Origin of the sequence: Serratia sp. PL17 (genome assembly GCF_017832355.1) — a bacterium.
Lineage (GTDB): Bacteria > Pseudomonadota > Gammaproteobacteria > Enterobacterales > Enterobacteriaceae > Serratia.
Genome location: NZ_JAFIBY010000004.1, coordinates 327,878 through 350,852, shown reverse-complemented (window position 1 = coordinate 350,852; position 22,975 = coordinate 327,878). Strand labels below are relative to the sequence as shown.

At 53.4% G+C, this 22,975-nt stretch carries 27 protein-coding genes; 14 read left to right on the top strand and 13 right to left on the bottom strand.

All coding sequences use genetic code 11. From position 1 onward, the window contains the following. Nucleotides 1-207: 207 nt before the first annotated feature. From leuE to JOE25_RS15840, 3 genes are all read right to left on the bottom strand, one after another. Entirely contained in the window at nt 208-846 is a 639-nt protein-coding gene (gene leuE, locus JOE25_RS15850) for a leucine efflux protein LeuE (protein WP_209636703.1), read from the bottom strand. Nucleotides 847-1,014: 168 nt separating this feature from the next. Continuing rightward, nucleotides 1,015-1,875, bottom strand: a complete 861-nt coding sequence (gene tehB, locus JOE25_RS15845; protein WP_209636701.1) for an SAM-dependent methyltransferase TehB — start codon at nt 1,873-1,875, stop codon at nt 1,015-1,017. A 122-nt stretch (nt 1,876-1,997) separates the two neighbouring features. Next, nucleotides 1,998-2,468 carry a GNAT family N-acetyltransferase gene (locus tag JOE25_RS15840; RefSeq protein WP_209636699.1) on the bottom strand — a complete coding sequence of 157 codons (471 nt, stop codon included), beginning with the start codon at nt 2,466-2,468 and terminating at the stop codon, nt 1,998-2,000. A 130-nt stretch (nt 2,469-2,598) separates the two neighbouring features. Here JOE25_RS15840 and JOE25_RS15835 point away from each other — a divergent pair, with 130 nt between their 5' ends. Beyond that, nucleotides 2,599-3,717, top strand: a complete 1,119-nt coding sequence (locus tag JOE25_RS15835) for a DUF1615 domain-containing protein (protein WP_209636697.1) — start codon at nt 2,599-2,601, stop codon at nt 3,715-3,717. Here JOE25_RS15835 and JOE25_RS15830 read toward each other — a convergent pair. Both JOE25_RS15830 and JOE25_RS15825 read right to left on the bottom strand, forming a co-directional pair. Then, the gene (locus tag JOE25_RS15830) at nt 3,714-4,319 is read right to left on the bottom strand and encodes a glutathione S-transferase (RefSeq protein WP_209636922.1); all 606 of its coding nucleotides are present in this window, start codon (nt 4,317-4,319) and stop codon (nt 3,714-3,716) included. The two genes, JOE25_RS15835 and JOE25_RS15830, sit on opposite strands and share 4 nt — an antisense overlap. Nucleotides 4,320-4,347: 28 nt before the next feature. Next, nucleotides 4,348-5,190, bottom strand: a complete 843-nt coding sequence (locus JOE25_RS15825) for an alpha/beta hydrolase (RefSeq protein WP_209636695.1) — start codon at nt 5,188-5,190, stop codon at nt 4,348-4,350. 107 nt (nt 5,191-5,297) lie between these two features. On the opposite strand from JOE25_RS15825, the gene JOE25_RS15820 reads away from it, so the two are divergent. Then, nucleotides 5,298-6,170 (top strand): LysR family transcriptional regulator, encoded by an 873-nt coding sequence (locus JOE25_RS15820; RefSeq protein ID WP_245209926.1) that lies wholly within the window; start codon nt 5,298-5,300, stop codon nt 6,168-6,170. A 21-nt stretch (nt 6,171-6,191) separates the two neighbouring features. On the opposite strand, the gene JOE25_RS15815 is transcribed toward JOE25_RS15820, so the two are convergent. After that, nucleotides 6,192-7,868, bottom strand: a complete 1,677-nt coding sequence (locus JOE25_RS15815) for a thiamine pyrophosphate-binding protein (RefSeq protein WP_209636693.1) — start codon at nt 7,866-7,868, stop codon at nt 6,192-6,194. 809 nt (nt 7,869-8,677) lie between these two features. Here JOE25_RS15815 and pagP point away from each other — a divergent pair. The 3 genes from pagP (at nt 8,678) to JOE25_RS15800 (ending at nt 10,377) form a co-directional block, all read left to right on the top strand. Further along, a complete protein-coding gene (pagP, locus tag JOE25_RS15810) occupies nt 8,678-9,271 on the top strand; it encodes a lipid IV(A) palmitoyltransferase PagP (RefSeq protein ID WP_209636691.1) in 594 nt (197 codons plus the stop codon). A 248-nt stretch (nt 9,272-9,519) separates the two neighbouring features. After that, nucleotides 9,520-10,005, top strand: coding sequence for a DUF2501 domain-containing protein (locus JOE25_RS15805; RefSeq protein WP_209636689.1), 486 nt, complete (start codon nt 9,520-9,522; stop codon nt 10,003-10,005). A gap of 108 nt (nt 10,006-10,113) precedes the next feature. Then, nucleotides 10,114-10,377, top strand: a complete 264-nt coding sequence (locus JOE25_RS15800; RefSeq protein ID WP_209636687.1) for a DUF333 domain-containing protein — start codon at nt 10,114-10,116, stop codon at nt 10,375-10,377. A 9-nt stretch (nt 10,378-10,386) separates the two neighbouring features. Here the strand turns inward: JOE25_RS15800 and JOE25_RS15795 are convergent, their stop codons facing one another. Next, complete coding sequence (locus JOE25_RS15795; RefSeq protein WP_209636685.1) at nt 10,387-11,004, bottom strand: hypothetical protein; 618 nt, start codon at nt 11,002-11,004, stop codon at nt 10,387-10,389. A gap of 107 nt (nt 11,005-11,111) precedes the next feature. Then, on the bottom strand, nt 11,112-11,801 hold the full coding sequence (locus JOE25_RS15790) for a transporter (protein ID WP_209636683.1): 690 nt from the start codon (nt 11,799-11,801) through the stop codon (nt 11,112-11,114). A gap of 134 nt (nt 11,802-11,935) precedes the next feature. Between JOE25_RS15790 and JOE25_RS15785 the strand changes: the two genes are divergently transcribed. After that, entirely contained in the window at nt 11,936-12,718 is a 783-nt protein-coding gene (locus JOE25_RS15785) for a DeoR/GlpR family DNA-binding transcription regulator (protein WP_209636681.1), read from the top strand. A 1-nt stretch (nt 12,719) separates the two neighbouring features. Continuing rightward, complete coding sequence (locus JOE25_RS15780; protein ID WP_209636679.1) at nt 12,720-13,103, top strand: VOC family protein; 384 nt, start codon at nt 12,720-12,722, stop codon at nt 13,101-13,103. Here JOE25_RS15780 and JOE25_RS15775 read toward each other — a convergent pair whose 3' ends face one another. Further along, nucleotides 13,104-14,012 (bottom strand): LysR family transcriptional regulator, encoded by a 909-nt coding sequence (locus JOE25_RS15775; RefSeq protein WP_209636677.1) that lies wholly within the window; start codon nt 14,010-14,012, stop codon nt 13,104-13,106. A 126-nt stretch (nt 14,013-14,138) separates the two neighbouring features. On the opposite strand from JOE25_RS15775, the gene JOE25_RS15770 reads away from it, so the two are divergent. The 5 genes from JOE25_RS15770 (at nt 14,139) to JOE25_RS15750 (ending at nt 17,145) form a co-directional block, all read left to right on the top strand. Then, nucleotides 14,139-15,026 (top strand): pirin family protein, encoded by an 888-nt coding sequence (locus tag JOE25_RS15770; RefSeq protein ID WP_209636675.1) that lies wholly within the window; start codon nt 14,139-14,141, stop codon nt 15,024-15,026. Nucleotides 15,027-15,152: 126 nt separating this feature from the next. After that, nucleotides 15,153-15,779 (top strand): isochorismate family cysteine hydrolase YcaC, encoded by a 627-nt coding sequence (gene ycaC / locus JOE25_RS15765; protein WP_209636673.1) that lies wholly within the window; start codon nt 15,153-15,155, stop codon nt 15,777-15,779. Nucleotides 15,780-15,951: 172 nt separating this feature from the next. Further along, nucleotides 15,952-16,287: a hypothetical protein gene (locus JOE25_RS15760; protein ID WP_209636671.1), complete on the top strand. Its 336-nt coding sequence runs from the start codon at nt 15,952-15,954 to the stop codon at nt 16,285-16,287. 64 nt (nt 16,288-16,351) lie between these two features. Further along, nucleotides 16,352-16,804, top strand: coding sequence for a DCC1-like thiol-disulfide oxidoreductase family protein (locus JOE25_RS15755; RefSeq protein WP_209636669.1), 453 nt, complete (start codon nt 16,352-16,354; stop codon nt 16,802-16,804). Between the two features lie 86 nt (nt 16,805-16,890). Then, the gene (locus tag JOE25_RS15750) at nt 16,891-17,145 is read left to right on the top strand and encodes an ABC transporter ATP-binding protein (protein ID WP_209636667.1); all 255 of its coding nucleotides are present in this window, start codon (nt 16,891-16,893) and stop codon (nt 17,143-17,145) included. Here the strand turns inward: JOE25_RS15750 and JOE25_RS15745 are convergent. The 3 genes from JOE25_RS15745 to JOE25_RS15735 all read right to left on the bottom strand — a co-directional run bounded on the left by JOE25_RS15745 (nt 17,142) and on the right by JOE25_RS15735 (nt 19,459). Continuing rightward, nucleotides 17,142-17,693: a GNAT family N-acetyltransferase gene (locus JOE25_RS15745; protein WP_209636665.1), complete on the bottom strand. Its 552-nt coding sequence runs from the start codon at nt 17,691-17,693 to the stop codon at nt 17,142-17,144. The two genes, JOE25_RS15750 and JOE25_RS15745, sit on opposite strands and share 4 nt — an antisense overlap. Before the next feature lie 98 nt (nt 17,694-17,791). After that, nucleotides 17,792-18,547 carry a DUF2076 domain-containing protein gene (locus tag JOE25_RS15740; protein WP_209636663.1) on the bottom strand — a complete coding sequence of 252 codons (756 nt, stop codon included), beginning with the start codon at nt 18,545-18,547 and terminating at the stop codon, nt 17,792-17,794. Nucleotides 18,548-18,673: 126 nt separating this feature from the next. Next, complete coding sequence (locus JOE25_RS15735; protein ID WP_209636661.1) at nt 18,674-19,459, bottom strand: helix-turn-helix transcriptional regulator; 786 nt, start codon at nt 19,457-19,459, stop codon at nt 18,674-18,676. A 115-nt stretch (nt 19,460-19,574) separates the two neighbouring features. Between JOE25_RS15735 and JOE25_RS15730 the strand changes: the two genes are divergently transcribed. After that, nucleotides 19,575-20,345: a class I SAM-dependent methyltransferase gene (locus tag JOE25_RS15730; RefSeq protein WP_209636659.1), complete on the top strand. Its 771-nt coding sequence runs from the start codon at nt 19,575-19,577 to the stop codon at nt 20,343-20,345. A 102-nt stretch (nt 20,346-20,447) separates the two neighbouring features. Here the strand turns inward: JOE25_RS15730 and aqpZ are convergent, their stop codons facing one another. Beyond that, nucleotides 20,448-21,143 carry an aquaporin Z gene (gene aqpZ / locus JOE25_RS15725; RefSeq protein WP_037423302.1) on the bottom strand — a complete coding sequence of 232 codons (696 nt, stop codon included), beginning with the start codon at nt 21,141-21,143 and terminating at the stop codon, nt 20,448-20,450. A 444-nt stretch (nt 21,144-21,587) separates the two neighbouring features. Between aqpZ and JOE25_RS15720 the strand changes: the two genes are divergently transcribed. Next, nucleotides 21,588-22,952 carry an esterase-like activity of phytase family protein gene (locus JOE25_RS15720; protein WP_209636657.1) on the top strand — a complete coding sequence of 455 codons (1,365 nt, stop codon included), beginning with the start codon at nt 21,588-21,590 and terminating at the stop codon, nt 22,950-22,952. Nucleotides 22,953-22,975 lie beyond the last annotated feature (23 nt).

Here is a 22,975-nt window from a genome sequence, read left to right as displayed (position 1 = left end):
CATCCGAATCACCGACTGGTGTAAGCGCATCGGGATTTGCGCGCGGGCTGCCCTGATACCACGCCAATTATTTTGGGTAAATCGTTAACCTTGAAAGTCTACAGCAGGTTGAGAAGATCGACTTTGGTCTGCCTGACAATCGGTTTGTCCTGCGTGACATAACGGGGGAGGGCTAACGGCTGAGCAAGTCAGCCGTTGTGAGCGAGGCTAGGAACTGAGGGTTGCCAGGCGGGTAGCGAAACCCAGGAACAACAGACCAATCAGACCGTTACCCAGTTTTGCCAGACCTTTCTTGTGATTAAAGAAGTGTGCCAGCATGGCGCCGCTGAAGATCAGCGTAGTCATGTAAATAAAACTGACCGATTCGAGGATCAACGCCAAAATGGTGAACGACAGGCCGGTGTGGGCATAGTCAAAGTCGATGAATTGCACGAAGAACGAAACATAAAACAGGATCGCCTTCGGGTTGGTCAGACTGAGCGTCAGTGATTTACGCAGGATGCTATGGCCGCCTTCAACCTGGGGATGTTGCTCCGCATTTTTCTGGATAAAGGTGGCATAGAGAATTTTTGCACCCAGGAACAACAGGTAAATCGCACCGAGAAATCGCACCAGCGTAAACAGAAACGGCGTCGTGCGGATCAGTGAGGCCACGCCAATATAGGCGCAAAAAATCAGGATAGCATCGCCAATAAACACGCCCAGAGCGGCGGTATAGCCAGCGCGTACGCCACGTGTAACACCGGTTTTTAAAACGTACAGCGTATTCGGGCCTGGCAAAATGATGATGAAAATCACCCCGACCAGATAGGTCCAAAGATTCAGGACGCCAAAACTTTCTAACACAATTACCTCTCCATGCGCGGAACTGACAACTCATTACACTGGCTACACCCGTAGCCGGGCGCGATCCTAACGCCGCAGCCACGGGTTGGCAACGTAATAAACTTCATGTTGTTTGCCGCATTTCGGCGCAGGCAGGCACGAGCCCGTTGGACGGGGAGTACAGGAATGTTAGGGCTTGCGTGCCAGTAGCGTGGCGAAACGCAAAGAAATACGGTTGCCGGCAGCATCAGTTTTGTGCAGTTGGCCAACGTCTTCGTTGTATTTAAGCACGTCCCAGCCAGCGTAATAATTGTTCAATTCACCTGGCTTAAAGGTGAACGGGAAGGGCAGAGTGCAAGGGTAGTCTGGGGTATCCATCGCCGCGACGATCAGGTTGTAACCGCCACTGACAGTGCTGTCCTGCATGTTTTTCACCAGTGCGGGGATCTGCGCCGGGTTGAGGAACATCAATACCACGGTGGAAAGAATAAAGTCGTACTCACCGCTGAAGCCGTGTGTATTGAGATCTTGCACGCTGGCGCGAATATGTGACAGGCCTTCGCTGTCGATAATGGCGTTGAGATTATCAATAGAGGGAGCGTGTTTATCCCAGGCAGTGACATCGAAGCCTTTCAGGTTGAGGTAGAGCGAGTTGCGTCCGCCGCCACAGCCTAGATCCAGCGTTTTACCGGGCGCGATACGTTGCGCGGCCTCAATCACTTCGGAATGGGTGCGCGTCAGTTGATGCTTCTTGTGGTAGTAATCTTCAGGCGAACAATAGAACGCCAGTTGGCAGGTCATGTCATCGGAAAATGAAACGATGCGATGCCATTGCTGCGGTTCGATAAACGGCGGTTGGCTTTCGGGGCTAAACTGCCAGGTTTCGGTGGTTTCGCCCTCTTCGGTCATGAGCGCGAAGGTCAGTGTGCCGCTCAGCAGGGTGAGTTTGGCCCAGGTGCCACTTTGGGTGTTGTGCTTTTGTTGGAAACTCTCTGGCAGCGTGGTGCTGTTCCATTCCGGCAGGGTTTTATAACGCAGCAGCTCGGTCATGCATCTCTCCTCAGGTTCTGTATTGCCGCACAGGGTGGGCGAATAAAATGATTTTATATGTTGCATATAAAATACATGTTTATGGGGGCTTTGAACATGCCTGATATCATCAAAGGCGTGATTTAGAGTTTACGATGCATTCGTGTGTTGACGGCCTTAAAGCCGAGCCGAGTATACAGACGGGCCGCCGTCGGATTGTCGTCGAAAACTGCCAGCTCGGCATATTCTGCACCGGCAGCTCGTCCGGCATTCAACACTGCGCTAAGGATTTTCTCACCATAGCCTTTGCCCCGCCAGGCAGTATCCACTTCAAAATCGTAGACAAACAGCTGCCTGCCGAAGGTGCGTTGTTTAATGCTGTACCAGACGATGGCTATCTTTTCCGTTGACCCACTTAAGCGAGCGCAAACCAGTCGATGGTGTGGTGTTGCCAACCCATTGGGGAGCGCATCGTTGTAGGATGTTGTGGCCTCTATTCGGGCTTGCTCCTGGCTCAACGACAACGAACGCGCCAAATCCTGGGCATATTCTTCGATCCCATGAACGCGATAACGCTCGAAGTCCTGTTGGCTCATGTCTATGAGTTCAATCATTACGCTATTCCTTTACGATTAATGTCCTGTCATAGCCTGGTTCTGATAGCCGAGGGCATATTTAAACTGGATCACGGCCCTCCGCTGGGCTAACGTCAGTGCAGTTTATGCTAAAACGATCAGGGAAAAGATGCTTATTCGCCGTTTTATCAACCCGATGACTTTGCGTCCATTGAGCCTGGCTGCGCTGATGGTGCTGGTCGGTTGTACCACTAAGACTACGACAACGACACCGGTACAACGCCCGGAAGACGTTAAAGCCCAACTGGTAAGGCTGATGCCGGCCAATACGGCCGATCGTCAAGGGTGGGCCACCGACATCACTGCCGCTTTTGCTGCGCAGGGCATTGAACCTAGCGTTCAAAACCTATGTTCGGTTCTGGCGGTCACCGAGCAGGAGTCGACCTTCCAGGCAAATCCGCCGGTACCGGGGCTACCAAAAATTGCCTGGAAAGAGATCGACCGCCGTGCTGATCAGCTGCATATTCCGAATTTCCTGGTGCATACCGCTTTGTTGATCAAATCACCGAACGGTAAGAGCTATAGCGAACGTCTGGATAAGGTACGTACCGAGAAAGATCTTAGCGATATTTTTGATGACATGATCAATTCGGTGCCGATGGGCCAAACGCTGTTTGGTAACCTGAATCCGGTACATACCGCTGGGCCGATGCAGGTGAGCGTTGCCTTCGCCGAAGCGCATGCCAAAGGCTACCCGTATCCGATTGACGGTACCCTTCGCCGTGAAGTGTTCAGCCGCCGTGGTGGCATGTATTTTGGTATCGCCCATTTGCTGGGCTACCCCGCTAACTACAGTCAGCCGATTTACCGCTTCGCCGACTTCAATGCCGGTTGGTACGCCAGCCGCAACGCGGCGTTCCAGAGTGCAGTCAGCCGAACGACGGGCATTCCGTTGGCGTTGGATGGCGATTTGATCAACTACGGTACGGATAAACCCGGCACCACTGAGCTGGCAGTGCGCACCCTCGGCAAACGGCTGAATATGAGTGATTCGGCGATTCGTCGGGCGCTGGAAAAGGGCGATAGGTTCGAGTTTTCTGACACTGACCTGTATGAGCGGGTCTATGCCTTGGCGGAGAAAAGCACGGGCAAGAAATTACCGCGGGAAATGCTGCCGGGTATTCAACTGGAAAGCCCGAAAATCACCCGTAAGTTGACCACCGCCTGGTTCGCCAAGCGGGTGGATGAGCGGCATCAGCGCTGCATGACGCGCGCTTCAGCGGGTTAAACCTGCGGAGTACTGACAAATGCCGGGTGTTTTTCTGCATTGGCGGAAAATGCCGCCAATGCAGGGTGTTGCTCGGCGCTTATCTGCCCGGGCAGCATGAGTTGGGTGAAGCTCCAGGCAACAGCCACGCTGACCTCTGCGCTGCCCATCCAGCCAGGCATTGCGGCCTGTGGCAACTGCTTTTCGAGTTCGGCATAGGCGGCCAGCAGTTGGTTCTGAATACGATCCAGCCAAGGCTGGTGCTGTTTTTCTTGCGGGCGAAGTTGCTGTTCATAAACGATTTGCACCGTTTTTTCGCAGGCCGCCAGTGCCAAGCCGTTGAGCTGTAGGGCACGTAGACGCTCTGCACCCTGGGTCGGCAGCAAGATCTTCCCTGTGGGGGCGATGCTTGAGGCGTATTCCAGGATCAAGGAAGAATCCATCAGGATTTGATCGTCGGCCAGCACCAGCGTCGGGGCTTTCACTACCGGGTTAATGGCTTTAAACCGATCGAAGCCGCTAAAGACTGAAATGGCATGATGCTCAAACGCGATCCCCAATAATTTTAAACAAATGGCGACCCGGCGCACGTAGGGTGAATCCAGCATGCCTATCAATTGCATCATGTACTCCTGAGCCTATTCGCCCGGTTTAAAGTGAATGAATAAATGCGACCAGCTGTTGAGCTACGGTTTCCGGTGCATCCTCCATGAGAAAATGCCCCGCCTGCGGGATTACCTGCAGCCTGGCTCCGGGAATGTCGCCTTGTAAACGGTAAGCGTAACTGACCGGCTGCCATTCGTCGTTTTCCCCCCACAGAATTTGCACCGGCAAACGTAGTTCCGGCAAACGCAGTGCGAAATCATCAGTATAGCGGGCGTCGTAATGGGCGATTTGATGTTGATAAAATGCGGGTTGGCCGACCACGCCGACGATCGGCGCCAGATACTGTTGTAATAGCGTTCCCGTCATCTGGGATTTATTGAACACTGCCATTTCCAGCTGTCGCGTTAGGATTTGCGCATGTTGCGATGCGTCCAAGACGGCATACTGACGATAGTTATCACGGATGCCGCGCCAGCTAGGCGAAGGCCAGGAGTCATAGCTGCAAATATCCGCAATGCTCAGCGAGCGAAAACGCTCGGCGTGACTAAAAGCTGCGCGTAGCGACAATGCACCGCCAATATCGTGGCCAAACACGTGGGTGGACGCCAGTTGCCAATGGTCCAATAGGCCGATCAGTAATTCCGCTTGTGCGGCAATTGAGGTATCTGCTGACAATGGACGTTCCGAGGCACCGTAGCCCAGCAAATCGTAGATATGGACGTTGAAGCCTGCCGATGTCAATCGGGGCAGCAGATCCCGCCAGATTATCGAGTGGGCAGGGGTGCCATGCACCAGTACCAAAGGTTCACCCACGCCATGTACGCCGGCAGCAATACGATGACCATTGATGATAACCTGCTGATTAAGCAAAGATGCTAAGCCATTCATGAAGCTCCTCCCGTTTTGGCCTTGTACATAAACCATACCCATCGTCTTTCCATGACGCTAATGACAAGTTATGGTAGTTAAATCCAATTTTTGTCATGATCAGGCCTATGAACCAGCGCTTATCTATTGATGCATTGCGGGCACTGCAAAGTGTTATTGACACCGGCAGCATGACGCGTGCGTCACAACAGCTAAATCTCAGCCAGTCGGCGGTGAGCTGGAAAATCAAACGGCTGGAAGAGCAGTTGGGCCGGACTCTGGTCGATCGTCAGGGCAGTATCTTGACCGCGACTGTGGATGGCGAGGCGCTGTTGTCGCATGGGCGGCAAATTTTGCATGCTCACGATCGGGCGTTGGCGCATTTTTCCCCTTCTTTATTGCAGGGGACGGTGCGTTTTGGTGCCACAGAACAGATGTCGTTGCCCCAGTTGGCGGCCTTGTTGGCGGCATTTACTCATGAGCATCCGCAGGTTGATATACAGTTGGTGATTGAGCAAAGTCATGTGCTGCGAAACGCGCTGGATCATGGGACGTTAGACCTGGTACTGCATCAGCAGTTTTGTGATGCACTGAGTGCAGAAGATATCGTGTTGGCGACGGAACCTATTCATTGGTGTGTGCCACCCGGCTGGCGTTATCAGCCAGGAGATAACCTGAAGCTGGTCAGTTACGGGCCGGATTGTTTTTACCGTCGATTGGCTGAAGAGCGCCTAAGGGCCGCGGGGATAGCTTATAAGGTGTCGGTGGAGTGCCCATCGGTGGCGGGGATGCTGGCTGCCATCTCTGCAGGAATGGGGGTTGGGTTACTCAGCCAGCAGTCTATCGATCGGCGAGTACAGATTGAAACGGCCTTTGATCACATGCTGCCATTACCGGCGGTAGCACATGCATTGCGTCTGGGGGCCAAGCGGCAACAGCCGCTGCTGCAGACGTTGCAGCGGCAGGTTGTGCAAGCACTGGGAAAGCCCGCCGTTACCTGAGCAACGGCGGGCTGGGCGCCGTTATGCGCGGCGTGGATTGGTCAGGCCGAAGTTAAAGTTATTGCAGCGGTTGCAGAATTCTTTCATCACGGGCGGGGTGTCCATCATGGGCACCTTCACTTCGATAAACGCCAACCGATCTTGCCGTGAGGCGTGCTCCAACGCTAATTCCAACTGTTGGGTGGTTTCAACTGACACGCTGAACGGCGTTGCTTGGGTGTTGAGTACCGCTGGCAGTTTGGCGTAGTCCCACGGCCCGATGTCGTTATACGACGAGTTTTCCCCCAGAATGTAGCGTTCGATGGTGTAACCGTCGTTATTGATCAGGAAGATAATCGGCTTTTGATCGTAGCGCAGCAGGGTGGAAACTTCCTGAGCGGTGAGTTGGAAAGAACCGTCACCGATAAACAACAGGTGCCGCCGATCCGGTGCGGCCATCATGGTACCCAACAGTGCCGGCAGTGTGTACCCGATCGATCCCCAGATCGGCTGATTGACCACTTGGACGCCGTCCGGCATACGCATGCCACCAATCGCGGCACCCGAAGTCCCATTCTCGACCACAACCACGTCATCGGCTCGAATAAAACGCTGTATACGTTGCCATAAATAAGCCTGGTCGATCGGCGTTTCGCTCGGTGTAGCCAACCGATGGCGTGCTTCAGGCAACGGTGCCGGGTGGTGGTTTGCCACGTTTTCACCCAGTGCCAGCAATGCCTGCAACAGGTCTGCCGCAGCGACCGCCGGGTAGGAGGTGTTGCCCAGATTCAGCGAAAACGGCTGAATATCAATTTGCGCGTCGGACGGGATCCGATGCGAGAAATAGCCGGTCGTGGAATCTACCAGACGCACGCCGAAGCTCAATACGCAGTCGGCATGCGCCATGTGTTCATACAGCTCAGGGCGCGACAAATTACCGCTATACCCGCCCATCCAACCTGGCGTGGTTTCAGGAATGATGCATTTTGCCGTTGGCATATTGGTCAGTGGAATCGCGAATTTATGAGCGACGTCGATCACTAATTGCTGTAACTGGAAACGGTCTACCATTTGGTCGACCAGAATAATCGGTTTTTTCGCGAGTTTTATCCGTGCCAACAGCGCCATAGCGGCCAACTGCACATTATATTTGTCGCTTGGGGGTAATTGCGGCGCGGTGACGGCCTGAGCGATTTCAATTTCTACATCACAAATATCAGAAGGCAATTGCAAATAAACCGGTTTCTTTTCCGTCCAGGCGCGGGAAATAACGCGAGGAATTTCCACTGCGGCATTTTCAGGCGTGATGAGCGCTTGGGCAACGGTAAATTGTTTAAAGCAGTTCATGACGTTATCAAAATTACCGTCCGCCAGCGTATGGTGCAACAGCAGATGGTTTTTCATCGCGTGCAGTGGCGGTGTACCGGACAGGCAAACTACCGGTGCAGATTCGGCGTAAGCGCCGGCAATGCCGGACAGCGCGGCCAGATCGCCGACGCCGTAGGTAGTGATCAGTGCTCCTGCGCCTTTTAGCCGCGCATAACCGTCGGCCGCGTAGGACGCATTCAATTCATTACAGTTACCGACAAACTCAAGATGACTATCCTGCTCGATCAATTCCAGCAGCGCCAGATTATAGTCGCCGGGCACGCCATAAATACGATCGATGTTCAGGGTGCGGAGCTGTTGCAGGATGAAAGCTCCAATAGTGATTTTCATGTGTTTCTCCGGATTTTTTATCTTTCTTTTATCAGGCAGAGAGCAGCAAAAAATATTGCTGGCGATGTTGTGTGGCGAACAGTGAAATAATGCGTCACCCGTTTCAAACCGAGGGCGCTCATCAGCTTTAACAATTATTTAAACTGTCGGCTTGTTCAAGTTGGTGCAGAGGTATGGGGGATCGGTCGATTGTATTCGCGGGTTTACGCGGTGAACATTCACTATAAAGAGTGTGGATATTGCGGATGGTATTTTTCATTGAATGTAATAGAGATGTAAAATCCGGCTTCTCTAGCCAGATCATGCAGGGGGAGATGAACGTCCGGTACTTTACCTGCGGGTTACGTCGCCAGTTGTAACCTGAAAATTATGGGTTCGGCCATTCTCTACTGTGGTATGTAACTGGACATTTACACTGCCATTGCGCAGGCAAAGCCTCATCGGGGTTGGATCGCCTGTAAGGCGGGGCTTCGGCAGCAACCAAAAACGTGATCGCTGTTACATTCGGTTGCCGGGTGCCAGTAAACATTTTGCTACGCTCAGCGTAGAAAAGAAGTTATCTCGCATGCTGGTGTGCTGTCTGTCGCTCCTGCGAATCGCCGCTATTGCGGAATATTCCGACAGACGCTGCCTTGGGCGCGCAGTAGCCTGTGCGACCCGAATCGCAACGCCGGGCTTTTGTCATTTGCGGCAACTAAACTTAACCAAAGGAAAACGAGGGGTAAGAAACAGGTTGGGTAAATAAGATACAGCTTGATCTTGATGTGGCGATCGGTAAGAATCGCCGGCCTTATTTTTTACAGGAGTTTATGATGTTTTTTAAACGGACAATGTTAGCTTGCTCAATGTCGTTGATATTTTCTGCACTACCTTCTTACGCTGAGGTTGGTGCAGAAAATAGCAACGCTGCGCAGGCTGAAAAACCGGGGTTATGGCAGCGCTTCACGGATAACGTGGCAGAGACCTGGAACAACTCACCCAATAAAGATATCTATCTGCCGGCCATCACCTGGCACAACCGTTTGACCTACAGCCAAGAAAAAATCGACTCGTACAACGAGCGGCCTTGGGGCGGTGGCTATGGTATCTCGCGTTATGATAGCGACGGTGACTGGCACGGCCTCTATATGATGGTGTTTAAGGATTCGTTCAATAAGTGGGAACCGATCGGTGGTTACGCTTATGAGAAGATCTGGCGTCCACTCGATGACAAGGATTTCCGTCTGGGTCTGGGCTTTACGGCCAGTGTCACTGCGCGTGACAACTGGAAATACATTCCGATCCCGGCTCCTTTGCCGCTGGCGTCTATCGGTTATAAACGATTGACCTTCCAGGCGACCTATATCCCTGGTACCTACAATAACGGCAACGTGTTTTTCGCTTGGCTGCGTTGGCAGTTCTGATTACCGGCGGGCCATTCGGTCTGCCGTTCTCTATCATCCTGTTTGTACATTCTCCCACCAGAAAATTACCTGAATTCTGAAAAAACCGCGGCATTGCCAGATAAAAGGAACTTGTCGCGGGAGGTGGCGTCCGAAGAGGTGATCCGGCGCATTGCGCTTATTGCACATGATATGCCCAGCAGATTTCCCGAACCCCAGAGAAAACGGGAAAGACGAAGGGATGGCGAGATAAACAGGAGTTTTACCCCATGAATACCAAGCATCGTTTACTGTTGGCGCTGACATTGACCACGACTATGGCTTGCGGGGCGGCTCAGGCTGCCGGGCTGATGGATTCTCTCAGCAGCGCAGCCGGTGAGCTAAGCAAATCAGGTGGCAGCACGGGCGGCACTTCGCTGTCTTCATTGACCGGTCTGTTGAACGGTGGCGATAAAGCCTTGAGTTCCAGCAGCATGACTAACGCCGCCGGTATTTTGCAGTACTGTGTGAAAAATAACGTATTGTCAGCCAATGGAACCGAGGCAGTGAAAAACCAACTGCTGAGCAAGCTGGGTATCAGCAGCACTGAAAATGCCAAAAGCCAGGACTACCAGCAAGGGCTGGGCGGTTTGCTGAAAACAGGCGAAGGCAAGAGCCTGGATCTGAACAGCCTGGGAACGTCGCAAATCACCGAAAAAGTGAAACAGAAAGCCTGTGATCTGGTTCTGAAGCAGGGCGCGTCCTTTATTTCCTGATGGCATAAACGGCGGTATGCCTAGGCTGCCGCCGTTTCCAATTCTTCCCGCCATAGTGTAAACGGGCTAACTGCTGTTTGACTGGGGCCGGGAGTGGTAAGAGAAGAAATGAAAAAAATGCTAATGGTCTCCCTGCTGGCTGGGATGGCGATGCTACAGGGGTGCACGATGAAATCCAACGACGCGCCACCGCCGCCGCAGATGAAACCTATCGGTATGGCGAACCCGGCAGACGTGTATTGCACAGAGATAGGTGGGAAATTAAACGCCAAGCAAAATGCCAATGGCCAGTATTCCACCTGTACCCTGCCTAACGGCCAGGAAATTGAAAGCTGGGAGTTGTTCCGCCGCGATCATCCCGTGAAGAAATAAGTACCTCGGTTAAAACTCACGATCGCTGATGGGCTGCAGCTTCACGCTGCCGCCCGTTTGCGTATTTAACGGCAGGCGCCAGTCTTGATGGCTGCTGAGGGTGAAGGGCTTGGAGCGGAAGTTACAGCCGCTTTTGATATTTCTGATTTTCATCACATATTCACCGGCCGGATTGGTTTTGATATTGAAGCTGCCTGCGGCGGGAATAAATACCTCGGCCAGTTGTTGTGGTTCCCCGGGGGTTTCCAGTTTGACCAGCACGGCAAAATCGTTGTTTTGGTTGTCCAACGTCAGTTGCTGCAAGCGGCCAGTGGTTTTGTGTTCCGGTTGATGCAAGTAACCGGCTGACGGTGGCCAGGGCTGCCCCGCATTGTCATGCAGCGGGCCACCGCATTGCTCGCGCGCCTCTCGCAGTGGCAATTCACGCTGGATAGCCCGATTGTAATCAGTGGCGGTAATGCTGATAAACTCATCGTCGTTTTGATGCGCACGCAGATAGCGTTTAGCGCTGAAGAGCCCGGCAGCTATCAGCATAAAGAAGATAAATATTGTCAGGCGATTCTTGAAAACCCCTCCGAACAGCCTGCCCGGTAATTGAAATAGCCACTTCGCAATTTTTGACAGCATCTTTTTCCTTCGCGCCCAAGCCGTTACGTTCTGCGGTAACGTTGCTTGCCTCAGTATAGCCAAATCGTTCGAGGTGAGTTGTTCTGCCCTATGAAATTATTGCGCAGTCATCCCATCCCTTCTTCCAGCAGTAACAACAATAAAAAACCGGCAAAGAACATAGCGGTAGTCAGCGGCGTGTCTTTACCCACTTCATGTGCTTCGACCAGCAGTTCTTCCGTGACCAAATAGAGCAAGGCAATTAGGCCGAAGGCCAGAAATGCCGTTAGCCAAAAGGCACCCAGAGTGGCAATGGGGGCACCCAACATCCCGCCGATGGGGAGCAACAGTGCCAGACCGGCGACTGCCAACATGGCTCTTATCCGTTTGCCGAGGAAATCACGCAGGTCCCCGACGATCGATAATCCCAGAAATAACACTTCCAGCGTGAGCGCCAGGGTCAATAACAAACCGGCTTTTGCACCGGCGGCAAAGGCGATCCCCAAAACCAAGCCATCAATAAATATATCTATGCCGACCGCGGCCACAAAGCCAACCGGCCCCTGAGCACGTTCCCCCAAGCGCCTGACCAACAGCATCAGCAACACGCCAACGCTGCCCCCGAGCAGAACCGCCCAGGGTGATTGTTGCTTGAGATCAGGCAGGATTTCGGTCGCCGCGGCGGCAAACACAATACCGGCGGTAAAGTGATGAATGATGCGCATGGTCGCATCGCCAGGGCGGTGATAAAGCGCTACGGCGGCACCAACAAGGGTAGCTGCGGCGGGGAACAGCGTATAAAGCACGGCAGAAGTCATCAATATTCCTTTATCTGTGACGTAGAACCTCAGTCTAGCTTAGTCCTGACACGTCGATGCAAGACATAAAACATTTGTACGTTTTTGTACGTTTGTGTACATTTATGATCGCTTATTTGCCATCGAGAGACAGAATGTCCAAGCTGTTACCCAATCAACGCCATGAGGTTATCCTCACTGCATTACAGCAACAGGGGCGCGTGCTGGCCGTTGACATGGCGGAACGCCTGAATACGACTGAAGCGACCATTCGACGCGATCTACGCCAGTTGGCGGCGCAAAACTTGTGCAAACGCATTTATGGCGGCGCGCTGGCCCCCACGCCAGCAACCGGGCCTATAAGCGCGCGGCTACGTTTGAGCAGTAATGAGAAACAGGCATTGGCGCTGGCTGCGCTTGAGCTGATCAAAGAAGGGCAGGTTATTTTCCTGGATGCCGGCAGCACCCACCTTTATCTGGCTGAGCTGTTGCCGTGTGACCAACGGCTGACCGTGGTGACCAATGCACTGAGTATCGCCAGTAAAATGCTGGAGCAACCGGGGATCCGCACTATTTTGATTGGCGGTGAACTGGACGCGGATATTGGCGGTTGTGTGGACGCCAAAGCGGTGCAGGACATTGACGGTTTCCATTTCGATCTGGCGTTTACCGGCATCTGTGCCTATGACCCCACCAGCGGTTTTTCGGCGATGAACTATCAGGATGCCCAGTTTAAGAAACGTTTGTTGACGCGTTCTGGCAACGTGGCGGTGTTGTGCACCGACGACAAACTCAATACCTACGCCCCTTATCCTTTTCTGGCCGCCAGCCGGGTTGATTATTTGGTCACGCCGCCCGGTCGACATCCGCAGCTTGAGCAGCAAGTGACTCACAGCGGCGGCAAAGTCGTGTACAACCCTTCAATTACGGGAGAGTGAAATGCAAATAGCCCATGTTGCACTGTGGACCCGCGATATTGATGCACAAGTGGCATTTTGGCAGCGTTATTTCAACGGCGATGCCGGGGAGCTGTATGTTAGCCGCAACCGCCCGGGATTTGTGTCCCGCTTTGTTCGCCTGGCCACCGGTCCGACGCTGGAAATTATGGGCCTGCCAGAATTATTGCCGGCGGAACAGGCTAATGAGCGTGTGGGTTGGGCGCATATAGCTCTGTCGGTCGGCGACGAAGGCCTGGTCGATCGGTTGGCGCAGCGCGCGCAGCAAGAGGGGATCCTGCTGGCAGCACCGCGCCAGACCGGTGATGGATTTTACGAGGCAGTCATCCGCGACCCTGATGGTAATGCCATAGAAATTACGGCCTGATCACTCTTCTTCGAGGGTGGCGAACTGCTGCGCCAGATAATCGAGCAGCAGCCGCACCGCCGGTAGCAGTCCGCGGCGTGATGGGAAGACCGCATGCACCACGCCGCCCTGGGGCTGCCAACCGGGCAACAGCTGTACCAGTTCGCCACGCAACATGTCGTCGCGCATCATCATTGACGGCAGCTGTACAATCCCGGCCCCTGCAATTGCGGCGGTTCGCAGCATCAGCATGTCGTCGGTGACCAGCCGTGGCCTATGCTCCCATTCCATTTTTTCACCGTCGGGCCCGGTCAACTGCCACAGGTGCTGTGCACGTGCCGGCCCGAGATCCAGCGTGGGGTATTTACGCAATTCCTCCGGTCGTTGTACTGGGCCAAGGGTTCTCACCAGCGCAGGGCTGGCGGCGATACACCAGGTTCGCTGTGCCAAAATTTTCAGCACCAGATCGCTGTCTTCCAACGGTGGCGGCCGCACACGAATCGCCAGATCCAATCCTTCACCGACCACGTCAACCCGGCGGTTGGTGGCCTCTAGGTGCACAGTGACTTTCGGGTAATCGGCCATAAAAGCCGCGACCATGCTGCCGACCCGGGTATGCAGGATGGCTACCGGGCAAGACATGCGCACGGTGCCGCATGGCTCAGCGCGGGTTTGTTCAATAGCCTGTTGCGCTGCATCGGCTTCAACCAGCATCGCCTTGCAGTGCGTGTAGTAATTCAGGCCCACGTCGGTGACAGAAAAACGCCGCGTTGAGCGTTGAATAAGGCGCACGTTTAAGCGTTCTTCCAGTAATGCTACGCGGCGGCTCAATTTTGACTTCGGTATGCCCAGCGCGCGGCTGGCGGGGGCGAACCCCTGATGATCGACCACGCTGGCGAAATAAAACAGATCGTTTAAATCGGTGAACATCGCCTGTCCTTATCGTCCTATATATAGAACGCTGAGTGTACATCTTGACGACTACTGCAGCAAAGGGGGCTGGATTAAACTTCTGGCATCAACGTAAGGTCGTGAGACCTGAAACAGGAGTTCAATATGAAAAAAATCCTCGGTATTTACAACAGCCCTGAAGCCCACTGGGTCGGCAACGGTTTCCTGGTGAATTCGCTGTTCTCCTATAACGATCTGGGGGCGGAAATGAGCCCGTTCCTGCTGTTGGATCATGCAGCGCCCACCAAGTTCCGTTCCGCTTCCGGCACGCGTGGCGTCGGTCAACATCCGCATCGCGGGTTTGAAACGGTCACCATCGTGTACCAAGGGGAAGTGGAGCACCGTGATTCTACCGGTAGCGGCGGGGTGATTGGCCCCGGCGATGTTCAGTGGATGACCGCTGCTTCGGGCATCTTGCACGAAGAATTCCATTCACGGAATTTCTCGCGCAATGGCGGCACCATGGAAATGGTGCAGCTGTGGGTGAACCTGCCAGCCAAAGACAAAATGGCCGAGCCGGGTTACCAGACGCTGCTGAATGCCGATATTCCGGTCGTTCCGCTGGCGGATGGCGCAGGGCAAATTCGCGTAATTGCCGGCAACTTTGACGGTCACGACGGCCCGGTACGCACCTTCAGCCCGCTCAACGTTTGGGACATGAAGTTAAATGCAGGCCATACCACCACGTTGACGGTGAAAGAAGGCCATACGCTGGCGCTGGTGATATTGCACGGTGCTGTTCACGTTAACGGCGAGGAAGTGGTACGTGAAACCCAAATGGTCAGGTTTGATCGTGCGGGCGATACGATCACTATCGAAGCCAATAACGATGTTGCTTTGCTGGTATTGAGTGGCGAGCCAATCGACGAGCCTATCGTAGGTTATGGCCCGTTCGTGATGAACAGCGACGCGGAGATCCAGCAGGCTTTCCGTGACTTCAACGGTGGCAAGTTTGGCAGCATGACGGCAGAACATGACGCCAGCCCGCAATAAGCATCTCAGAACTGATCCGGAAAGTGATCTCCGGATCGGGTTCTACACTTAGGTAACCTCTGCGCTTTGGCCTCTCGGTCAAAGGCAACTTTTAACCGCGATAATCAATCCCAAAAGGAGTAAACCATGACTGCAAACTACAAACGCCTCGATAAGGATCAGGCCGTCGTTTTGCTGGTGGATCATCAGGCAGGGCTGCTTTCTCTTGTACGCGATATCGATCCCGATCGTTTTAAAAATAACGTACTGGCGCTGGGTGATTTAGCGAAGTATTTCAACCTGCCAACCATTCTGACCACCAGTTTCGAAGATGGCCCTAACGGCCCGCTGGTGCCTGAGCTAAAGGCTCAATTCCCCGATGCCCCCTTTATTCCGCGCCCTGGCCAGATTAATGCCTGGGATAACGAGGATTTCGTCAACGCAGTGAAAGCCACCGGCCGTAAGCAGCTGATCATCGCCGGTGTCGTCACCGAAGTCTGCGTAGCTTTCCCGGCGCTGTCCGCCCTCAGCGAAGGTTTTGAGGTGTTTGTGGTTACCGATGCGTCCGGCACCTTCAACGAACTGACGCGTCAATCGGCGTGGAGCCGCATGGAAGCCGAAGGTGCGCAGCTGATGACCTGGTTCGGCGTCGCCTGTGAACTGCACCGCGACTGGCGCAATGATGTGGAAGGGCTGGGGGCCTTGTTCTCCAACCATATTCCTGATTACCGCAACCTGATGACCAGCTACAGCACGCTGACCAAAGGCAAGTAATCCCGCGAGAAAGAAAAACCGATGATTCTTTACATAATCCTTAAATTTTCATCACGTTAGCGGCGGGATGTAAGCAAAGATCATCGGGGTGAAAAGGTCGTGAAAAGCGGCTTTCTCATTGGCCGGGGGCGGGGTAGGTTAAGCCCAATCCCGGCAAATGAGGACACATGACATGAAAAATGCAATTAACGTACTGACACTGCCTTTTTTGGCTGCTGTGACGCTGTTCAGCGTTAGCGCGCTTTCCGCTCCGGCACCGGCAGAGAAAAATGCCCCACCGCTGGCAGAACAAGGTTTCCGCTTACCCCCGTTCCCGGGCGGACATATGCCTAAACCGGGGTTCTGTCACGGAGGGGAACTGTTCTGCGCGACGTCCGCCAGCGATAACCCAACCGAAACCATCAATAAGCTCACTGCGGTGATCCCGGCAAGTAGCGCCAAACATTATGAAGTCCGTGTTTCTGTCGTTGCCTTGCCAGATACGCCACCCGTGCCCCTCGCGCCTTAAACGGACCGGCTAGCTCTGAGGGGGAATGCAGGGTAGTCTGAGGAGGTTTTCCTCAGGAGGCAGGATGAATCTATTAACGCTCCCCCCTTATCTCCAACCTGATGATCGGGTGTTGTTATTCGATGGCGAATGCAACCTGTGCCACGGACTGGTGAGATTTTTGATCCGTGCGGATCGTCAGGGCAAGATCCTGCTGGCTACGGTGCAATCTGCGGAAGGGCAAGCCATCTTAGGCGGGTTGGGCTTACCGACCGACCGTATTGACTCCATTGTGTATCTTGAACAAGGGCAGTACTGGCTAAGATCGGCTGCTTTTTTTCAGGCAATGCGCCAGCTTGGTTGGCCATTTCGGTTACTGGCGCTGGCGCGTTTTCTCCCCCCTCGGCTGGCGGATGCGTTTTATAACCTGGTGGCCAGCAACCGCTACCGGCTGTTTGGCCGCAATGAAGGCACCGCCTTACCCGGGGAGCATCTGCCGGGGCGTTATTTGCATCATCGCTCTGACTATACCCGCTGAACTTTACGCTTCTTTACCCTTTAATCGATTGAAATATCAGCACTCTGGCCGCATATAATGGAGCATTCAGCCGAAAAGGAGCGTGTATGGGAATCAGTGAAGAAGAGCATCTCCGCCGTTTAAGTCAGGAAAAGAACGCGGTGGGGAATACGGCGAAATGGGTAGCAATTGTCTCTGCCATTTACTTCGCCATGATGGTGTTTTACGGTCATCCGATGGGGGTCTTGACGATGTCAGGGCTGATTTTTATCGTCTCCACCACGACCTGGCTGAAGAAGCGTCAAAAAGTGAAGTCCTATCGCCGGGTTTTGGCGAAAATCAACGATGAACCACCGGCTTAGCGACCCTGATATTCACGGCTTGTGATACTGAAAACCAGGCTTGGCGTATCGCCAGGCACGTCATCCAGGGTATCGACCAAACGTAAACCTGCTTTTTCCAGCACGCGGCGTGAGGCCAGGTTTTTTTCACGCACGATCGCAGAGATTTCTGCCAGCCGTAGATGTTCGAAACCAAATTCGAGTGAGGCCTGTGCCAGTTCTGTGGCTAACCCACCGCCCCAAACCTGCGTATCAAAACGATAACCCAGATTCACCGTGCGCTGCGCGCCCAGCGGCCGCCAGGATATCCCACCAAAACCGATGACCCATTCCGGTCGCTCAAGCCGCGCAATAGCCCAAGAGCCGTAGCCGTGATGCTGCCAATTTTCGATCCGTTCAGCCAACGCCTGCTGCGCCTGCGCCTCGCTGGCAATGGGGCCTGCCGGATTAAAACGTTGCGTGTCGGGATCGCCAAAAATGGCGTAAAAGCGAGCTAGATCGTCGGCGACGGGCGGGCGCATCAGCAGACGGGCGCTAACAAAAGGGGCGGTAGGGTGAGTCTGTTGCATGGTTTCTCGTCAGCTGCGGTAAAAGGCAGGTTTAACTGTAGACCCGTTGTGCGGAGAAGGGAACACACCCCCCTCTCCAGGTGGAGAGGGGGAATGGATCAGATAAATGAATCGTCGTCGTTGTAGTCGTCATCAGAGAAGTCGTTACTATCGTCGTTTTGATAGTCCGCGTTCTGGAACCCGTTATCCTGGTTGAGGAAACGGCTGTCGCCACCGTTATTAAAGGTATCGAGATTATTGGATGCGTCGAAGTTACGCATTGCGCTGTCATCCACCGGCGTTGCCGGTGTCTCATCGATAATGTTCACAATCTCTTCCGGCTGTGAATGGCGGAACATGCCGGTTAGCATATCGGCGAGCACCACCCCTCCCGCTACGCCGGCTGCAGTTTGCAATGCGCCACCAAGGAACCCGCCAGCACGTGAAGGTGCCGCCTGTTGTGGCTGGCTATAAGCGGGTTGCTGCTGCTGTGGAGCGTAGCCTGCTTGCGGCTGATTGTTCCATGCCGCGTTGTTCTGCTGTTGCGCCTGATATTGCTCACGCGGGCTTGGCGTGTTGCGGTTACCGCCGCCAAACAGGCCGGCCAGGAAACCGCCGCTGCTTTGCTGGTTGGCGCTATTTTGCTGTTGTTGGGCAATCTGGCTTTCCAGATCTTTTACCCGCTGGTCAAGCTGCTTCAAGGCCGCTTCCTGAATAATCATTGCCTGCGCCATGTAATAAGGTGCTGAAGGCTGCTCACGAATGTGCTGATTGATTTGCTGCTCTGCCTGGAGATCCCTCTGGCCTGTCTTGGTCTCGGCATCTTTCAAGCGGCCAAACAGACCATCGATAAGGCGTTGTTCTTCAGATTGCATAGGATTACCTCAAGGAGATTAATTACGGTACTGGATGATCGATATCATCGGTAACTCTCACCCTAGCGCGTTTGTATGAAGCAATAAATAAATGGTAGGTAAACCTGATTATGAATTTGTTACCAGTTACGGCAAAGGGATTAACATCACCAGCTTTAGCCCGCTGTTTTCCGCAGGATGAAACGTCAGTTGCTGAAAGCGTAAGGGACCGCGTTGGGGGTGTTCGAACCCCCTTTCGCCCCCTTCGCGTGCCATGACATCGTGCTGTTTCCACCAGTGGTTAAACGCCTCGCTGTTGTGGGTCATATTGCGCACAAAAGCACGAATCTCTTCGGTATTTTGGTGATGGCTGGTTTCGGCGCGAAATTCGGCGACCACGCGCCGCGCACGATCTTCCCAGTCGCTGACCAGCGTTTTCGCTAACGGATGGAAAAACATAAAGTGCAGCAGATTGGGCGTGTTGGTTTGGCCCAGCCAGCCGCTGAACAGGCTTTCCGCGGGCGCATTCCAGGCCGCGACATTCCAGGTGATATCCAGGAGATAGCAAGGCACCGCTACCTGATGAACGCTTTGTAAAACCGCACTGTTAGCCATTTCCTGATGCTGTTCTTGTTCGGGATCGGCCACCCGCGCCAGGGTAAATAAATAGTGGCGTTCGGCATGCCCCAAACGGAGCGCTTTGGCAATGCGTGCCAGTGTATGCGGAGAGATGGACACCTCCCGGCCCTGTTCAATCCAGGTATACCACGTGGCACTAATACCGCTGATTTGCGCCAGCTCTTCACGGCGCAGGCCGCTGGTGCGACGGCGTGGTGCGCTGGGTAAGCCCAGCATTTCCGGTGTAATACGCTCACGGTGGGCGCGTAAAAAGGCACCGAGTGCCTTGGGACCGGATAAGGCTTCTGATTGCATAGACTGGTACCCCTGATACTAGGATAACTGCTCATATTGTACCCGTATATTAAGCTGATTATAGTAACAAAAGTCATCCGGCACAGGCGTAAGCCATACAATAAATGGGGCACATATGAGCAAGAGCAACAGCCATAAAAATGCGGTCGATCGTCAGTTTGGCGAGCAGGCCAGCGCTTATCTGACCAGCGCAGTCCATGCGCAGGGGAAGGATTTACAACGACTGGGGCTGCTGCTGGAACCCCATGCCGATGCCAGGCTGCTCGATCTGGGCTGTGGTGCAGGTCACGCCAGTTTTACGGCTGCGGCAAAAGTGGCGCAGGTGGTGGCTTACGACTTATCGGTACAGATGTTGGCGGTAGTAAGCCAGGCCGCAGCGGATAAAGGCTTTACTAATATCCAGGTGCAGCAGGGCGTAGCCGAATCACTGCCGTTTGATGATGCCAGCTTTGATCTGGTGATCAGCCGTTATTCGGCGCACCACTGGCATGATGTTGGCCAGGCATTGCGCGAAGTGCGTCGGGTGCTGAAGCCGGGGGGAAAAGCTATCTTTATGGATGTGGTCTCACCAGGGCATCCTTTGTTGGATATCTATCTGCAAACCGTTGAAGTCCTGCGCGATACGTCACATGTCCGCAATTATGCACCGGGCGAATGGCTGAGCTTGATAACAGAATCTGGGTTGCAGGTTCGAGAGGTGACGTCAGATCGGTTGTATCTGGAATTTAGCAGCTGGGTGGCGCGCATGCGTACGCCAGAGCATTTCGTTACGGCTATTCGTGCGTTTCAACAAGGGGTTTCTGAAGATGTGCTGCGGCATTTCGCGATCCAGCAAGACGGATCATTTACCAGCGATATCATGATGTTTGAAGTGAGCAGGGGATAAATAACGTCAGGGCAACCAATATACCCTTCCTCTTTCCGCGAGAAATACGCAGAAAACCATCGGATATAGCGGCTGCCCTGACAGAGTATTACCGGGTATAAATTACTTTTTGTCTTCCAACAGGCAGCGATAAATCAGGCCACCGATAGCACCGCCCACTAAGGGGACTAGCCAGAATACCCAAAGCTGTTGCAATGCCCAGGTACCTTGGAAGATGGCCACGCCGGTACTGCGCGCAGGGTTAACAGAAGTATTGGTTACCGGAATACTGATCAAGTGAATCAGCGTTAATGTCAAACCAATCGCTAAGGGAGCAAAACCGGCTGGCGCACGTTTGTCCGTGACACCATGAATAACGATCAGGAAAAATGCTGTCAGCACCAATTCAATGACGATAGCAGATTGCAGAGAATAACCACCCGGTGAGTGTTCACCGTAACCGTTGGAGGCAAAGCCGCCAGCAGTGGCATCGAAACCTGCTTTACCGCTGGCGATTAAATACAACACCGCCGCTGCAGCAATCCCGCCAATCACCTGAGCAATCACGTAAGGAATAACATCTTTTGCGGCGAAACGGCCACCGGCAAATAACCCCACGGTAATGGCTGGGTTAAAATGCCCGCCAGAAATATGGCCAACGGCATAGGCCATTGTTACCACGGTAAGACCAAAAGCGAGTGCGACACCGAGAAAACCAATACCCAGCTGTGGGAATGCTGCTGCTAATACGGCGCTACCACAACCACCGAACACCAACCAAAATGTGCCAAAAAATTCGGCAAAAAGTCGCTTTGACATAGATTCCATCCTACGGAAAATACTAACGGGCGTTAGCACTAAAAACTATAGAACACCTTTTTAAGTTAATGCAGGTTTCTATCAATATTTTCTTAATGCACCTTGAATAACGGTGGATATTAAATCCCTGGGAATTAACTTTGTCTATGCGAATACGGCTATATTTTTCTAATTACGGCGCGTTTGCTGTTTTTTTTATCTTTGTTATAAGAATTTACCCTAAGCTTAAGCGACAGGTTTTTTTTGTTGAAAATAGCTAGCGTTAAATTTTCACTCTCCTATGTTTTTTCCATTGGTTTTGTCCGCGTTAATTGTTAATTCCTATTTGCCATCTTTAATTTTCAAGCCAATTCATGGTATTAGTGGGCTTGTCATAAGATTGTCATGTGGAGCGAATACATTGGCAAACTGCCAAGCTTACATTCTTAATTTTGAGCTATAACCATGAAAATAAAATCGGTTTCACTGTTAATCAGTTCGTTATTCCCTCTGTTGTCCTATGCCGCCACTGACGTTGAGGTTGCACGCTATATTGTCAGTTTCCCTGGTGGTGAGCATGTGAGTTACCAGGGCGCATTCGCTAAGCACTTCCCACAGGGATTGCCGGTAGGTATCGGCTCGGGTCTGGTATTCAATAGTCGTGAAGGCAATGACCTGCTGTTGACGACAGTGACCGATCGCGGCCCGAATGCCGATGCGCCTACGGTCGGTGAACAGGACGCCAAAATTTTCGCTAACCCTGCTTTCGTTCCGCTGTTGATGGATATTCGTGTCGGTGGGGGGAAGGCGGTTGCCAGCAATTCACGCCCACTGCATGACCAGCAAGGGCCGATTAGCGGGCTGCCGCTGCCGGCAGGTCTGATTGGTTCAACCAATGAAGTTGCGTTGAGTGATACGCTGAAAATCTTGCAGGGCGATCGGCGCGGGCTGGATACCGAAGGCATTACGGCGGATGGAAAAGGCGGTTATTGGCTGTGTGATGAATATGGCCCGTTCCTGATCCATATCGACAATCAGGGCAAGATCCTCGCCAAATACGGCCCGACGCCGGAGCAGGGAGAGCACGCGGTGGCAGGCGGATTGCCGAATATCATCAAATGGCGTCAGCCGAACCGAGGTTTTGAAGGCATCACCCGCCTGCCGGACGGGCGTATTCTGGCGGCGGTGCAGAGCACGCTCGACGTGGACGGCAAGACCAAGAACAAAGCACAGTTTACGCGCTTGGTCAGTTTTGATCCGGCCAGCGGCAAAACGGCGATGTACGGCTACCCGATCGATATCGACAGCTATAAAAAGGCCAAAGACGCCAAAGTGGGTGACATTGTGGCTGTAGACAACCAACACATCCTGTTGGTTGAGCAGGGCAGCGATAAAGACAAGCAGATGATCAACAAGATCTATCTGGTCGATCTCAGTCAGGCGACCGATCTGACGGCCTTCGAAGGCAAGGGCAAAGCGCTGGAGTTTGACGATGCGCAAGCGCTCGCCAAGCGCGACGTGAAGCTGGCGCAGAAGCGTGAAGTGGTCGATCTGCGCAAATTGGGTTGGCAGCAGGAGAAGGTAGAGGGTCTATCGCTGATCGACGATCACACTCTGGCGGTGATTAACGATAACGATTTTGGCCTGCAGGCCAAGCTGGTGGACGCACAGCCCAAGGCGAAGAAAATCGGCGACTATCAGTTGGATAAGCAGGGTAACCTGAGCCTGGACGGTAAAACCGTGTCGGCCCGTATTGAGCTGCAACCGCTGGAGAAACCGGAGTCGCTCAGCGAATTGTGGGTGCTGACGCTGCCGCAGCCGCTGAAGTAGAGACGGCAACAGGGGGCCGATGC